This window comes from Amycolatopsis sp. cmx-4-61 (assembly GCF_046548775.1).
GTDB lineage: Bacteria > Actinomycetota > Actinomycetes > Mycobacteriales > Pseudonocardiaceae > Amycolatopsis.
In genome coordinates this window covers 1-14,302 of the sequence record NZ_JAEBEI010000019.1, presented here as the reverse complement: position 1 = coordinate 14,302, position 14,302 = coordinate 1, and the positions used below count along the sequence as shown (strand labels likewise).

The following is a 14,302-nucleotide window of genomic DNA, read 5'->3' as shown; positions in this document are numbered from 1 at the left end:
TGTCAGCAGTTCGAGGTGGAGCTCGAGGTGTTCACCCGCAGGGCGGAGCCCGAGGTCGTGGCCGAGTCCTTGACGCAGTAACCCGTCACCGACTGGAAACCGACGTCGAACGGGCTCTTCGCCCCCTTCTCCGCCGTGAAGTGGTCGAACGTGATGTCCGAGCTGTTGTTGACGATGCTCGCCGGGCGGCCGTCGTCCTCGGCGAACCCGACCGAGCTGTCCACGAACCGGATGCCGGCCGCGTGGTGCACGTACCAGCCGTACGACGGGCGGGTGCCGATGCTCTTCGGGTTGTAGTCCGTCGCCGTGTTGCTCGGCACGCCCGTGCCCATCGTGCCGTTGCCGCCGGGCACCGTCAGCTTGACGCCGGTGAACGTGACGTCGGAGACGCGGTGGCCGCTGTCCGCGCCCCAGATCGTCGGGCTGAAGCTGGTGCCCGTGTGTGTGCCGGTGACGTTGTCGAACGTGATGCCGCTGATCGACCCGACACCGGGGTTGTTCCCGCAGCGCTTGCGCGTGCCGATCTTCATCATGATCGGCGAATACGTCCCGGACATCGTGATGTCGCGGTAGTGGACGTCGGAAATCTTCGCGCCGTCCATCGAAACGATGCCGATGCCGGACTTGTGCGCGCCGGTGATCGTGATGCCCGAAAAGTGGTACCCGGTGAAGTCGCCGCACGTCTCGGACCCGAACATCAGCGCGTTGCAGCAGACCGCCGACAGTTTCGCGCCCGTCACCGTCACGTTCCCGTTCGGCAGTTTCGCGCCGAGCGCGTAGTCGCTCTTGAACACGAGCGCGTCGTCGTTCGCCGCGATCGACGCGTTCGTGATCCTGATGTTGGTGGTGCTGATGATGTTCCAGCCGTCGCGGTCGCTCGCCGTGTCGATGGTCAGGTGGTCGGAAACGACGTTCGTGCAGCCGTTGACCAGGGCCGCGAAATGCCCGCCCCGGCGCAGTTTGACGCCGGACAGGGTCAGCCCGTCACACCGGGTGAGCGACAGGATCTTGTCGGCCTCGCCGGACTTCGGGTTGCCGGTGATGAGGTTGCCGCCGCCGTCGATCGTGCCCGCGCCGGTGAAGCCGATGTTCGTCAGCTTGTCGCCGTAGAACATCGCGTTGTGGAAGTGGCTGTGGCCGTAGTCCTGGTATTCGTCCCACTGGTTCGGCTCGGGCTTGTCGTAGGTGTCCGCGCTCGACCCGGTGATCGTGGCCCCCGCGTCCAACTGGATCGTCACGTTGCTCTTCAGGTGGACGGTGTTCGCCGACTTGTAGGTGCCGGACGTGAACCGGACGGTGCCGCCACCCGCCGCGTGGGCCGCCGTGATCGCCTTGTCGATGGCCGCGGAATCGTTGGCGGACCCGTTTCCCTTGGCGCCGTAGTCCTTGACGTCGTATACGCCGCCGGGTGCGGCGGTGGAGACGCCGGCGCCGGCCACCACCAGGCCCGCCACCGCGAAGGTGATCAGCAAATGTTTTTTCACCGTGGAACCGCCTTGTCATGGAATCGAAAACATCGGCATGACGGCGGAGACTTCAGATTACGAGCGGCGCGATCGCGGTGTCAAGATCGCGGTGTCAGGATCGCGGTGTCAGGATCGCGCCGCGGCGGGGGACCCGCGCCACCCCCAGTCGGGCGCGGGTCCCCCGGTGTTCGGTGCGGGACGCCGGCTCGGCGCGTCCTTTCTGGATCACCGCAGTCTACCCCGGTCCCGCCCGCGGACTCCGTGCGTTTTTCATGGTCCACACGTGAATGCGGCACCCGGTTCGTGAAGACGCAAGCGTCCGATCCGTATCCGCCGAGGGCGGGTCGAGCGGGTCACCGGCGTACGCCGGAGGTTCGAACGCCTCATGGCGGCAGCGTGACTTTCCGCCGTACACGTTCCGTACAAAGGGCGCACGTGTGCGCACAGACACTCCGAATGGATCTATCCCCTGCGGCCGGACGGGTCTTAGAGTCCGGATATGGGGGAACTCATCGGGCAGGTTGAGGCCACCTCGCTTACCATCCGCGTCCTCGGTCCGCTGGAGGTCACCGCCGCCGGGCGGGTGATCGCCCTCGGCGGCCCGAAGCCCCGGCTGCTGCTGGCCGCGCTGGCCCTGCAGCCGAACGTCGTCGTCTCGACCGACGTGCTGGTGGAAGTGTTGTGGCCGGAATCGGCGCCGCGGTCGGCCGCGGCGAACATCCGCACGTACGTGCATTCTCTGCGCCGGCGCTTCGCCGAAATCGATCCCGCTTTGGGTGAGCGGATCAGCAGCCGGGCCTCGGGTTACCTGCTGACCGCTTCGCCGGACGAACTCGACCACCTCGCCTTCGCCGCATTGGCCGGCGAAGCGCAGGAAGCGCTCGACAGCGGTGAAGCCGAGAGTGCGCTCAAACTCCTCGACAAGGCCGACGCGCTGTGGCGCGGCGAGGTCCTCGAAGGCCTGCCGCACGACCACAGCTGGGGCGCGACCGTCGCCCGGCTCGCCGAACTGCGGCTGTCGGTGCAGGAACAGCGCCTCCGGGCGCGCATCGGCCTCGGCCGCTCCGGCGAGGCCATCGCCGAGTTGCGCGGGCTGGTCACCGAGCACCCGCTGCGCGAGGAACTGTGGGCGCAACTGATCGCCGCCCTGCGCACCGCGGGCCGGACCGGCGACGCGATCGAGGCGTACGAATCGGCCGAGCGGGTGCTGCGCGAGGAACTCGACGCGCCACCGGGCGCCCGGTTGCGCGAGCTGCGGGCGACCCTCGTGCCGGAAAGTGCCGCCGTCCCGCGCCCCGCCGACGTGGCCCCGGTCTGCCAGCTGCCCCTCGACCTGCCGGACTTCACCGGCCGCGACGCGCTGATCCACGACGTCGTCACCCTGCTGCAGAAGCGGGCGGACGCCGGCACGCCCGCGGTGATCGTGCTGTCGGGCGCGCCCGGCGTCGGCAAGTCCGCGGTCGCCGTCCGGGTCGCGCACGCGGTCCGCGAGGAGTTCCCCGACGGGCAGCTGCACGTCGACCTGGCCGGCACGTCGTCGTCGCCGCGGGCGCCGATGAGCGTGCTCGCCGAACTGCTGCGCACCCTGGGCATCCCCGACGCCGGTCTGCCGCGCGAGCTGGCCGAACGCTCGGCCCTGCTGCGCTCGCGGCTGGCCGGGCGGCGGATGTGCGTCGTGCTCGACGACGCCGGCAGCGAGGGACAGGTGCGGCCGCTGCTGCCCGGGGCCGGGGCCTGCGCGGTGCTGGTGACCAGCCGGATCCGGCTGCCCGGGCTCGCCGGCGCGAAGCCGGTGGACGTCGACCTGCTGCCCGAAGGCGAGGCCGCGCGGCTGCTGGAGGGCATCGTGGGCGCGGAGCGGGTGGCCGCCGAGCCGGAGAGCGCCGCGGCGATCCTGCGCCAGTGCGGGCACCTGCCGCTGGCGATCCGGGTGGCCGGCGCGAAGCTGACGCACCGGCCGGGCTGGACGCTGCGGCTGCTGGCCGATCGGCTGGGCGACGAGCGCCGCCGGCTCGACGAGCTGCGCGTCGGCGACCTCGCCGTCCGGGCGAGCGTGACACTGTCCTACGACTTGCTGCCGATGTCGGCGGCGACGGCGTTCCGCGGGCTGGGCCTGCTCGGGCCGGTCCAGTTCCCGGCGTGGGCGGTCGCGGCCGTGCTGGGCCGCCGCGACGCCGACGAGGTGCTCGACGTGCTGGTCGACGGCCACCTCGTCGAGCTCGTCGGCTCCGATCCGGCCGGGCAGCCGCGCTACCGGTTGCACGACCTGTTGCGCGTGTACGCCGTCGAACTGGCCGAGCGGAGTGACGCGGCGAAGACCCGGGCCGGTCTGCGGCGGGTACTGGACGGCTACCTGGGGCTCGCGCTCGAGGCGGCCCGCCGGATGCCGCTGCACTTCTTCGGCGCGTACTGCGACGACGAGCTGCCGCGTCCCGCGGTGCCCGAAGGCGTGCTGCCCGAGGACCCGGCCACGTGGTTCGCGGCCGAGCGGCACACGACGGTCGCGGCGGTTTCGCTGGCCGTCCAGCACGGTTTCGACGATCTGGCGTGGCAACTGGCCTCGGCACTGACGCCCTACTTCGACCTGCGCGGGCCGCAGGACGACTGGCACAGCACGCACCTGGTCGCCCTGGCGGCGGCCCGCCGGACGGGCTCGGCGCGCGCGGAGGCGATCGTGCAGCGCAACCTCGGGCAGTACCTGCTCTACCAGGACGAGTACGCCGAGGCGCGGGTGGCGTTCGAGGAGTCGAGGAAACTGTTCGACGCCGTCGACGACGCCCAGGGGGTCGCCGTCGCGCTGACGGGGCTCTCGACGATCCTACGCATCGAGGGCGAGGACGACCTGGCGCTCGACCGCTGCCACGAAGCACTGGAACTGTTCGCGGAGGCGGACGACCCGAACGGCGAAGCGGTGGCCCGCCTCGGCGCCGGCGCGGTGTGGATGTCCCGCGGGTGTTACGCGGCGGCGAAGCGCTGGATCACCGATGCCCTGGAGCTGTCGGCCGCGATCGGCGACCGCCACCGCGAGGCCCACGCCCTCAAGCGGCTCGGCCTGTTGTTCCAGCACCAGGGCAACCTGGCGGCGGCCCGCGAGCACGTCGACCGCGCGATCGCGATCTTCACCGACCTCGGCGACGACCACTGCGTGGGGTACGCGAACCAGAACCTGGGCGAGTTGTGCCTCCACAGCGGCGACTTCGCGCACGCGCAACTGCTGCTGGTCAACTCGCTGGCGGTGCACCGCCGCAACGGCGACCGGCGGTCGGAGGCGGAGGTTTCGCAGCTGCTCGGCGAGCTGCACCGGGCGCTTTCGCAGCCGGAGCGGTCGCGGGACTACTCGGACCGGGCGCTGGCCATCTGGCGCGAGTTGTCCACACGGCCCCAGGAGCCGCCGGCCGTGGTCGAGGCGCGGGCGCACGTGGCTTCCGCCTGACTTCGCGGCCTCGTCACGGCTGCGGTGCGGGAGTTGCCCGGTACGCGTCGGCCATCGCGTGGAAGGACCGCTTGGGGGCGAGGCCGCCGTCGGGCATCAGCTTGCAGACCCCGTAGGAAGCCAGGTCGAGATCCAAGCGCGGATCGGCGTGGTGCGGGTACTCGTAGCCGGCGAAGGTGAACCAGAACGCGGTGTCCACCCCTTCGTCGTCGAAGAGCGCGAGCATGTCACGCAGGTAGCGGGCTTGTTCTTCCTCGTCGCGGACGGGCTCGCCGACGACGTGGGGCGGATCGGCGTCGTGGTCGACCACACCCAGCCAGCCCATGCCGCCGCGCTCGGCGGCGCCCCGGTAGGTACAGCAGCCGAACTCGGTCGCCGCGAGCGGCTTCCCGTGCCGGAGGTATTCCCGCAGGCCCTGGCGGAAGGCGTCCCCGGGATCGCCGTAGGCGTCGGCGCTCACGATGTCGAAGGGCGTCCAGTCCACCTGCTCCCACGTCCCGGAGGCGTAGGTGAGCCGGCCGCGGAACCGGAGGCGCACCGCGGCCGCGATGCCGGCCAGCAACGGGTCCAGCTTCGCGGGCACCTCGGCCATCCGGGCCACCGCCTCGGGAACGCCGCCCACCAAGGCGTCGATCCTGGCGAAACTGTCGTGCCCCGGGAAGAAACCGGCGGTGAACAGGCTCAGCTCGCAGCCGGTGACGAACACGTCCGCGCCCGCCTCGGCGGCGTGGTCCGCGCAGTCGGCGAAGTACGGCACCAGCTCGGCCGCGGACAGTTCGCAGGGGAACGGGGAGAACCAGACTTCCAGCCCGGCGTCGGCCGCGTACCGGGCCGCGACGGCCAGCCGCCCGGGGTCGCCGCCGGTGATGCGCACCGCGTCACAGTGCAGGTCCTCGGCGATCACGCGGATCTCGCGGCGCACCGCCTCGGCGTCGAAGACGGGCCGAGAACACCGGCCACCGGACGTGAAGCCGGTGTCGTACGTGATGCCCCGAGCTCTCATCGGATACCCCCTCTGGTTGGTGGACGACCGGCCCGGAACGTTAGGCAGCAAGCGAAACCATGGTCAACGGCAGCAGCGGGCACGGCCACTGATCGCGCAGCTCAGCCCGGCCGTGGCCATTGCAATGACAGTGCCGGGTAATGCACGCGAATTGCGGCCCGTTGCAAAGTTCCGGAAAAGCTGCCCATACTGGCGGCACCACCAGCGGACCCCAGGAGCCGGCCGGATGCCAGGACGCAGGCTGACCAGCGCCGACCGTCACCGGATCGCCGACGGGCTGGCGCAGGACCGGGACTACGCCGAGATCGCGCGCAGCCTCGGCCGTCCGACGTCGACCGTGAGCCGCGAGGTCGCGCGCAACGGCGGGCCGGGCCGCTACCGCGCGGAACTGGCGCAACTGGCGACCACCCACCGCGCCCGCCGCCGGCCGAACCCGGGAACCGGCAACCGGGCGAGCCCGGAGCCCGGCGCGGCCACGGCTTTCCTCACCGAACTCACCGGGGCTCTCGTCGACACCGGCATGCCGCGCACCGCCGCCGGGGTACTGGCCTGCCTGTTCACCTCCGAGAGCGGCAGCCAGACCGCCGCCGAGCTGGCCCGGCGCCTGCGGGTCAGCGCCGCCACCGTCTCGCACGCGGTCACCTTGCTGCACACGCACGGACTGATCGTCCGCGGCCGGGACGGCCACAGCCGGCGCCACCGGTACTCCCTCGACGAGAACGCGGGCGTCCGGTCCGCGGTGGCCGGCGTCCGCGCCAACCAGCGGCTCGCCACGACCGCACTGCGTGGCGCCGGCATCTTCGGCGAGGGCACCGCCGTCGGCACCCGGCTCGCCGCCGCCGGTCAGTTCCTCGAACGGCTCGGCGACGACGTCCTCCGCGCCGCGGAAAAGCACGCACGCGCCGCGGAAGCCGGGCGCACGCGGGTGTCCGTGCCGCACATCCCGTCCGCCTGAGGCACAAATCTGCTTGTACGGATCATGTACGCCGTCCGGTCAGTCTTTCGCCACCTTCGAACGAACAGGTGCGAGAGGAGAACCGGGGATGATCCGGATCATGAAGGCCGGCCGCGTGACCGCGGCGGTTCTGGCCGCCGGGGCGGTGACGGCGCTGGCCGGAGCCCCCGCGCAGGCCGCCACCGCGCCGGCCGGCGCCGGCTGGACCGCCGACTTGTCCACTGTGGACGACAACGACGTCAACGTCACCGGCGCGGGGGGCACGCTCACCCTTGCCGACGCCGCCTGGCACGGAACCGCTCGGGTGTTCGCCGGCAGCGAGGGCAGCCTGACCACCGCCGGGCACCGGCTGGGCTCGCCGGCGAACCGCGTCAGCGCGGAACTCACGGCCGACACCCCCAAGGGCACGTCGGTCGACGTCGACGTCCGCGGCCGGACCGGCGTGAACGACTGGACCGAGTGGACACCCGCCGGCACCGCGCTGAAGAGCGCCGTCAGCGAGGTGCAGGTGCGGATCAGCCTGCACAGCGGCACCGACGGCGTGCGGCCCTCCGTCACGGGCGTCGCGCTCAGCGCAGACAGCGTCCCGCAGGTCAACGCGCTGACCGCGGCGACCGCGCTCACCTACAAGGTCTACGCCACCCGCGAGGGCCTGGCCGGCCGGACGACCGCCAACGGTCACGTCATCGCCGCCCGCGACCACTTCGTCGCCCTGCCGTCCGGGCGCGCCCTGTCCGGCAAGGGTTCCGGCACCTACACCGTGCGGGTCTGCAAGACCGACGGCAGCCGGTGCGAGTACGCGCCGGTGTGGGACGTCGGCCCGTGGAACACCAAGGACGACTACTGGAACCCGGCTTCGGTGCGCGCCGAGTACAAGGACCTCCCGCAGGGCCAGCCCGAGGCGTACGCCGCCTACCACAACGGCTACAACGGCGGTAAGGACGACCTCGGCTACAAGGTCGAGAACCCGGCCGGCATCGACCTCGCCGACGGCGTCTTCTACGACGGCCTCGGCATGTCCGACAACGGGAACGTCAACGTCACCTACCTGTGGACCGGCTCCGGGCCGACCGGGGTCGTCAGCACGGCCGGTGACCCGATGAACGTCCGGGCGAGCGCCAGCACCTCGGCGACCGTCAAGGGCCTCGCGGCGAACTACGCCAAGGTGGCCATCGAGTGCTACGTCGAGGGTGACACGGTCGCCGGCAAGTTCGGCACCACCAACATCTGGGACCGGATCGGCCCGAACAACTACGTCTCGGACACCTACCTCCAGACCGGTTCGGACGGCCCCGTCGCCCCGCACTGCTGAGTTACGGGCATCGCGGGGATGACTGCCCTCACCCCCGCGATAACGGCGAAGGCCCGGTGTCCCCCGCCGGGCCTTCGCCCATTCATTCGGCATTCCACTCACCGGCACACTATTCACAACCTTGAACAGGCTTCCGCCGGGTGTACAACGGCCCGTCCAGCGTGCAAAAATTCCGGGCACTTTCCTCCCACGGATTTCACGGAATGGCGGGTACCTGTGAGCGTTTCCCGGAGAACCCTGCTGACCACCGCGGCCGGTGCCGCGGGCGCGGTGGGTGCCAGCACCTCCTCGGCCGCTTCGGCGGCCACCGCCGACCACCTCGACCTGGCCTCGGCCACCCGGACGCTCCGCCAAGCGGCCGATTACGCGGTGGCGAAGCTCCGCGCCGTGGCCCCCGGCGTCACCGCGTTTCCGGTCGGCACGAAGTTCGAAAAATGGACCTATTCGCAGAACGGCGACTGGGTCGGCGGATTCTGGCCCGGCCAGTTGTGGCTCGCCTGGCTGCACAGCGGCGAGGAACAATTCAAGACCCTCGCCCTGGCGTCCGCCGAGAAACTCGCCCCGCGCCAGAACGACACGAGCACGCACGACCTCGGGTTCCTCTTCTACCCCTCGTGGGTGACCGCGTGGCGGCTCACCGGTGACGAGAAGTGGCGGGCCGGCGCGGTGCAGGCCGCGTCGTCGCTGATCAAGCGCTACAACCCGGCGGGCCGGTTCATCCGCGCCTGGGGTTCGCTGACCGACCCGAACAACGCCGGCCGCGCCATCATGGACACGATCATGAACCTCGACCTGCTGGCTTTCGCGAGCCGGCAGACCCAGGACCCGAAGTACCTCGAGATCGCGGTCGCGCACGCGAAGACGGCGCAGCGCAACTTCGTCCGCCCGGACGGGTCGACGCCGCACGTGTTCGACTTCGACCCGGTCACCGGCGCGCCGATCGGGCCCGGCACGGTGCAGGGCTACAGCCCGGCGTCGTGCTGGTCGCGCGGGCAGGCCTGGGGCGTCTACGGGTTCACGACCATCCACCGGCGCACCGGCGACCCGGAGTTCCTGGCCACGGCCCGCCGGCTCGCGGACTTCGCGCTGGCGCAGCTGACGGCCGACCACGTGCCCGTGTGGGACTACCTGGCCCCGCAGGCACCGGACGACGTCAAGGACGCCTCCGCGGGCGTCATCATGGCGTGCGGCCTGCTGGATCTCGCGGAACTGACGCACCGCCCGCACTACCGGGAAAGTGCCCTGCGGATCCTCACCGCGGTGTCGCGGACGTGCCTGACCACGAGGTCCGCTCGCGCCGAGGCGAGCGTCGCCCGCTGTACGCGCAACCGGCCGGCCGAGGACGGGATCGAGGTGTCGCTCCCCTACGCCGACTACTACCTGCTGGAAGGCATCCTGCGGGTGCTCGACCGGCGCAAGGTGGACCGCGCGATCGACCTCTCGAGCGTGTAGCGGCGTCCGGGGAGGCCGCCACCTCCCCGGACGCAGTCGCCGATCAGTTGCCCGCCAGTGGCCGGTCAGTTGTGGTCCAGTTGCCGCCCAGTGGCTGATCGATTCCGGTCCAGTTGGCGTCCGGTGGTTGATCAGTTCCGGTCCAGTTGCCGTCCGGTGGTTGATCAGTTCCGGTCCAGTTGCCGTCCGGTGGTTGATCAGTTCCGGTCCAGTTGCCAGTTGCGGACCAGTGGTCGACCAGTGGCGATTCAGTTGCCCGTGGCCTTGAGTTGGCGGTCGGTTGCCGTTCAGTGGTGGTGGTGCGCGTGGACCTTGGCGTGGCCGAGGCCGCGCCCGATCATCCACCGGTTGACCGGCACCGTGACCACGAACGCGATCGCCAGTGACAGCGCCAGTGACAGCCAGAACAGGAAACTGGCCAGCCCGGCGTCCATCGCGCCGGGGATCGCCACGACCACCGTGTTGTCGATCAGTTCCATCACGGCGATCGACACGGTGTCCGCGGCCAGCGCGACCTTGAACGCCGCCGCCGCGCTCAGCCCCGACTTCAGCACACCCCGCATGGTCAGGCCGTAGCCGAAGACGAAGGCCAGCACGATCGACAGCACCACCGTCGCCGCGTTGTGCAGGCCGAACGCCGTGCCCAGCACCATGCCGAGCACCTCACCGATGGCACAGCCGGTCAGGCAGTGCAGAGTCGCCTGGATCGCCGTCGCCCACGAAGCCCCGTGCTGTTCGCTCATGAGTTCACTATATACCCCCTAGGGGTACCAAGCGCACGTTCCGCCCGTCACAGCGGCACACAGCCCGGACACCGAAACGCCACCTGGATATCACGCAAAGTAGCGGTACGCGTCTCACCAGCGGATCTCTGCCGAAGCAGAACTCACTTCCGTAACCCTTTGCGCACATCCCGTTGACCACAGTTACCCGGGGCCCTACGTTCGCCCTTGGTCTCCACCGTGCGCAGACCGATCGAACCGATCGAATTTCCCGAGGAATGGGTGGGGATGCGAGGGCCGAAGAAGACCTTCCGGCTGGCCGCGACGCTGCCGCTGGTGGCGGCGCTCGCGCTCGGAGGCTGCTCGGACCAGCTGGGCAGCTCGCCCGCGCCGTCGCCGACCCGGATCGAGTTCGTGCCCAAGGTCCGCGGCATCCCGTACTTCGAGGCGATGGACCGCGGCGGCCTCGACGCGGCCAGGCAGCTGGGCGTCGTGTGGCACTCGACCGGCCCGGCGACCGTCGACCCGGCCGCGCAGGTGACGATCCTGCGCGACCTGATCGCGAAGAAGGTCGACGTCATCGTCGTCGCTCCCAACGACCCCGCCTCGCTCGCGGGCGTGATCGCCGAGGCCCGGGCGAAGGGCATCCACGTGCTCACCTCGGACGCCGACGCGCCGGGCACGCAGCGCGAGGTGTTCGTCAACCAGGCCAGCGCGCAGGGCATCGGCACCGCGCTCGTCGACGCCCTGATGGCGAAGACCGGCGGCGCCGGCCAGTACGCGATCGTCTCCTGCGGGCCGGCCGCGGCGAACCTCAACGCGTGGATCGCGGTCCAGAAGGAGTACGCGGCCCGGCACTACCCCAAGGCCGAGCTCGTCGGAACCGTGTACGCGGGGGAGGACGAAAAAGCCGCGACCGCGCTGGCCAAGCAGCTCATGACCAGCCACCCCGGCCTGACCGGGCTGATCGGCGAGTGCACGACGTCCGCGCCCGGCGTCGCGAAGGCCGTGGGCGACGCACAGAAGATCGGCCAGGTGTTCACCGTCGGCGTCGGGACGCCGCAGGCCGTCAAGCCGTTCCTGCTCGACGGCTCGTGCTCGCAGTCGGTGCTGTGGAACGTCGAGTCGCTGGGCTACCTCACCGCGTGGACGGCGAAGCAGGTCGCCGACGGCAAGCCCCTGCGCCCGGTGAACAAGGTGAGCCTGGAGCTGCCGTCGGTGAAGTACGACGCCGCGACGAAGACCGTCCTGCTGGGTGATCCCCTGCTCATCACCGCCGACAACGTCGACCAGTTCAAGTACTGACCCCGCTCACCGGTGCCGGCGCCCGTGCCCGACCGCGGCGCCGCCGCCCAGCACGAGGATCAGCGCCGTCAGGCCCCAGCGACGTTTCTCCGCGGTTCGCTTGCCGGAGTCCGAGGCCACGAACTGGGCCTTCTGCGTCGGCCGCACGTGGGGTGACGACGGTGGCGGTGGCGTTGGCGGCGGCGGGGCCGAGGCGGACGGCGTGGGCGTGACCACCGGCGCCGGTGGGGGCGCCGCCACCGGGGCCGGCGGCACGGCGACGGGCTGCTCCACCGGCGGCCCCTGCGACGGCGGCGGCGGTTCGGCTGACGGCGCCGGCGGCTGCGTGACCGGCGGCTGCCGGGTCGGGGACGACGGCGGGGTGGTCGACGGCGGCGGCTGGGGTGACTGGGTGGTCGACGGCGGCGGCTGGGTGGTCGACGGCGGCGCCGCTTCGGCGAGGCACCCGGCCGCGTCGCTGCTCACCAGCGGCGGACCGGAGGCGACCTCGACGGCGGGACCCGAACCGTCGCGCGGCAGGCGGTAGGTGACGCTGCGCCGGCCGGCCTGGTTGGCCGTGGCGTAGATCGTGCCGGGCGCGAGCACCACCGCGCCGTACGCGCCGCCGGCCGGGAACCGGAGGCCGGGCACCACCGCGACCCGCCCGCTCACCGGGTCGATCGCCACCACCGAGCTGTCCCCGCGGGAAGTCGTCGAAACGCCGTAGAGCAGCCCGTCCGCCGGGTCGACGGCGAAGTCGTCCACGCCGACGGCGAGCGACACCGGCCGCAGCGGCGTCCTATGCACCACCCGCAGGTAGTCCTGCCCGGCCGGGTCGATGTCCACTGTGTACAGGTCGCTGCCCTGCCGCACGTACCAGCGGCCGCCGTCGATCGCGCCCGCGGTGGCCCCGGTGACCAGGCTCCACACGGGGTGGTGCGCACCCGCGCGCCCGATCACGCCGAGGTCGGTCACCACCCCCGCGGCGTCGATCCGGACCGCGTGCGCGCCGTGGCCGTACCGGCCGGCGCGGGTGCCGTCGGCGACGCCGTAGACGACGTCCTGGGCGGCGGAGTAGCCCATCGCGTTGATCCAGTACCCGGCCTGGGTGACCCGGCGGGTGGTTCCCGCGGGCAGGGCCAGCAGCCGCAAGGTCGTCGGCGCGCCTTCGCGGACGTTCTCCGCCTGCAGGATCGTGCAGGTGCGCGGCGCCTGGGTCGGCTGCTTCGCGGCCGGTGGGGCGAGCCAGCCCGTCGCCGCCAGCAGGGCCGAAACCGCCACGGCCACGCCGAGCATCGCCGCCCAGCGGGCCCGCGTGCCGGTCAAACCAGCCTTTCCAGTGCCGAGGTGAACGCTTCCGGCGTCACTTTCGCGCCTCCGTTGAACGGGTTCTGCAGCTGGTAGATGGCGAACAGGAGCAACGTGATCGTGCCGGCCAGGGTGGACACGATGATGATGTGCGCGGCGAGCCGGGTCCCGCCGAACAGGTTGGGCAGCAGGATGGCCGTGATCAGGCTGCCCAGGACGAGGACGAACCAGACGACGGCGCCGACCCCGCCCGCGCCCGAGTGCGCCAGCCGCTGCTCGCGGGCCTGGTAGACCGACCAGAGCTGGTTGGTCGCCTCGGTCTTGCGGTCCAGGAGCCAGTCGTCGTCGGCCGGGGCGGCCGCCACGGCCTGGCGCATCTGGTCGAGCTGCGCCGCGCCCGTGGCGGGCACCGGGCCGCCGTCGGCCAGGCGCGGCCACTCCTCCTCTTGGACAGTCCGCGCGTACGCGGCGGCGAGCTGGTGCACGCGGTCCTTCGTCTCGGCCGGCAGCGCGTCAGCCGCCCAGGTGGCCGCCACGAGGCTGTCGGCTTCGGTCTGCGCGTTCTGACTGGTGTCGCTCACCGAGTCGTACAGCGAGATCAACACGAAGGCGACCAGCACCGCGTGCAGCCCGCCGACGATCGTGAACACCTGGCCGGCCGCGTCGTTGTTGTCGGGCCGGCCCTCGTCCCAGCCGAACCGGCGCACCAGGTACGCGACCACGCCCGCCACCACGGCCGCGCCGGCCACCCACAGAGTGCCGGCCACGAAGATGTTCATCCGGGTCCTTTCGCCCGCGCAGCGCGGGAAGCACGGCCGGCGCATTCCCCCGCCGGGACAGCTCAAGTTAGCCACCCATTTCCGGCCGGACAACAGCGGGGGTCGAATTCATCCTCGTGGCCGCACATCGGCGGCGAAATTCGCCGATTCGGCCCAGCTGACGTGCGTCACCGACGGCTGCGGCGTACCGTTCGGCAACCACGGACCCTGCTGCCGAGCAGGGATTTCCACTACGGAGTGATGCTTGAGAACAGGCTGTGACGACGACGTCGTTCGAGCATCGTCGGGAAATGACCAAGTACCCCCGCGGCCGCCTTCGCGGTGACCCGATCGTGTCATTGTGCGGTCCGGCGCGATTGCTATGTTGATTTCGCGGCGTAACGAAACCGCACATATCAGCAATTAGCTCAGGACCGGCGTGCCCGCTGGGGCAGGCACGTGCCGGACGCGAACGATTGGGTGGTTTTCGCTGTGACTGTCACCGACCCGGTGGAATCCGAGCAGGCACCGTCGAGCCTGGGGCGGGCGGCGGCCCGGACGCTGGCCACGACGACCAAGTCGGTCCCGCAGATGCAGGGCATCTCCTCC

General features: G+C 71.2%; 10 protein-coding genes. 5 read left to right on the top strand and 5 right to left on the bottom strand.

Translation table 11 applies throughout. From position 1 onward, the window contains the following. Window positions 1–2: 2 nt before the first annotated feature. Window positions 3–1,484: a glycoside hydrolase family 28 protein gene (locus ACLJOU_RS37175; protein WP_410573970.1), complete on the bottom strand. Its 1,482-nt coding sequence runs from the start codon at window positions 1,482–1,484 to the stop codon at window positions 3–5. Between the two features lie 481 nt (window positions 1,485–1,965). Between ACLJOU_RS37175 and ACLJOU_RS37170 the strand changes: the two genes are divergently transcribed. After that, window positions 1,966–4,899: an AfsR/SARP family transcriptional regulator gene (locus tag ACLJOU_RS37170; protein ID WP_410573969.1), complete on the top strand. Its 2,934-nt coding sequence runs from the start codon at window positions 1,966–1,968 to the stop codon at window positions 4,897–4,899. Window positions 4,900–4,912: 13 nt separating this feature from the next. Here the strand turns inward: ACLJOU_RS37170 and ACLJOU_RS37165 are convergent, their stop codons facing one another. Beyond that, window positions 4,913–5,902: a hypothetical protein gene (locus ACLJOU_RS37165; protein WP_410573968.1), complete on the bottom strand. Its 990-nt coding sequence runs from the start codon at window positions 5,900–5,902 to the stop codon at window positions 4,913–4,915. A gap of 226 nt (window positions 5,903–6,128) precedes the next feature. Here ACLJOU_RS37165 and ACLJOU_RS37160 point away from each other — a divergent pair, with 226 nt between their 5' ends. The 3 genes from ACLJOU_RS37160 to ACLJOU_RS37150 all read left to right on the top strand — a co-directional run bounded on the left by ACLJOU_RS37160 (window position 6,129) and on the right by ACLJOU_RS37150 (window position 9,621). Beyond that, the gene (locus tag ACLJOU_RS37160; protein ID WP_410573967.1) at window positions 6,129–6,857 is read left to right on the top strand and encodes a helix-turn-helix domain-containing protein; all 729 of its coding nucleotides are present in this window, start codon (window positions 6,129–6,131) and stop codon (window positions 6,855–6,857) included. Between the two features lie 88 nt (window positions 6,858–6,945). Further along, window positions 6,946–8,169 (top strand): hypothetical protein, encoded by a 1,224-nt coding sequence (locus ACLJOU_RS37155; protein WP_410573966.1) that lies wholly within the window; start codon window positions 6,946–6,948, stop codon window positions 8,167–8,169. Between the two features lie 216 nt (window positions 8,170–8,385). Next, entirely contained in the window at window positions 8,386–9,621 is a 1,236-nt protein-coding gene (locus tag ACLJOU_RS37150; protein ID WP_410573965.1) for a glucuronyl hydrolase, read from the top strand. Between the two features lie 287 nt (window positions 9,622–9,908). Here the strand turns inward: ACLJOU_RS37150 and ACLJOU_RS37145 are convergent, their stop codons facing one another. Next, window positions 9,909–10,364: a DUF4396 domain-containing protein gene (locus ACLJOU_RS37145; protein ID WP_410573964.1), complete on the bottom strand. Its 456-nt coding sequence runs from the start codon at window positions 10,362–10,364 to the stop codon at window positions 9,909–9,911. Between the two features lie 267 nt (window positions 10,365–10,631). Here ACLJOU_RS37145 and ACLJOU_RS37140 point away from each other — a divergent pair, with 267 nt between their 5' ends. Next, the gene (locus ACLJOU_RS37140) at window positions 10,632–11,648 is read left to right on the top strand and encodes an autoinducer 2 ABC transporter substrate-binding protein (RefSeq protein ID WP_410573963.1); all 1,017 of its coding nucleotides are present in this window, start codon (window positions 10,632–10,634) and stop codon (window positions 11,646–11,648) included. Window positions 11,649–11,654: 6 nt separating this feature from the next. Here ACLJOU_RS37140 and ACLJOU_RS37135 read toward each other — a convergent pair whose 3' ends face one another. Together ACLJOU_RS37135 and ACLJOU_RS37130 are read right to left on the bottom strand one after the other, a co-directional pair. After that, the gene (locus tag ACLJOU_RS37135; RefSeq protein WP_410573962.1) at window positions 11,655–12,953 is read right to left on the bottom strand and encodes a DUF6923 family protein; all 1,299 of its coding nucleotides are present in this window, start codon (window positions 12,951–12,953) and stop codon (window positions 11,655–11,657) included. Then, window positions 12,950–13,714 carry a hypothetical protein gene (locus tag ACLJOU_RS37130; RefSeq protein ID WP_410573961.1) on the bottom strand — a complete coding sequence of 255 codons (765 nt, stop codon included), beginning with the start codon at window positions 13,712–13,714 and terminating at the stop codon, window positions 12,950–12,952. The genes ACLJOU_RS37135 and ACLJOU_RS37130 overlap by 4 nt, the downstream gene beginning before the upstream one ends. Window positions 13,715–14,302: the final 588 nt, after the last annotated feature.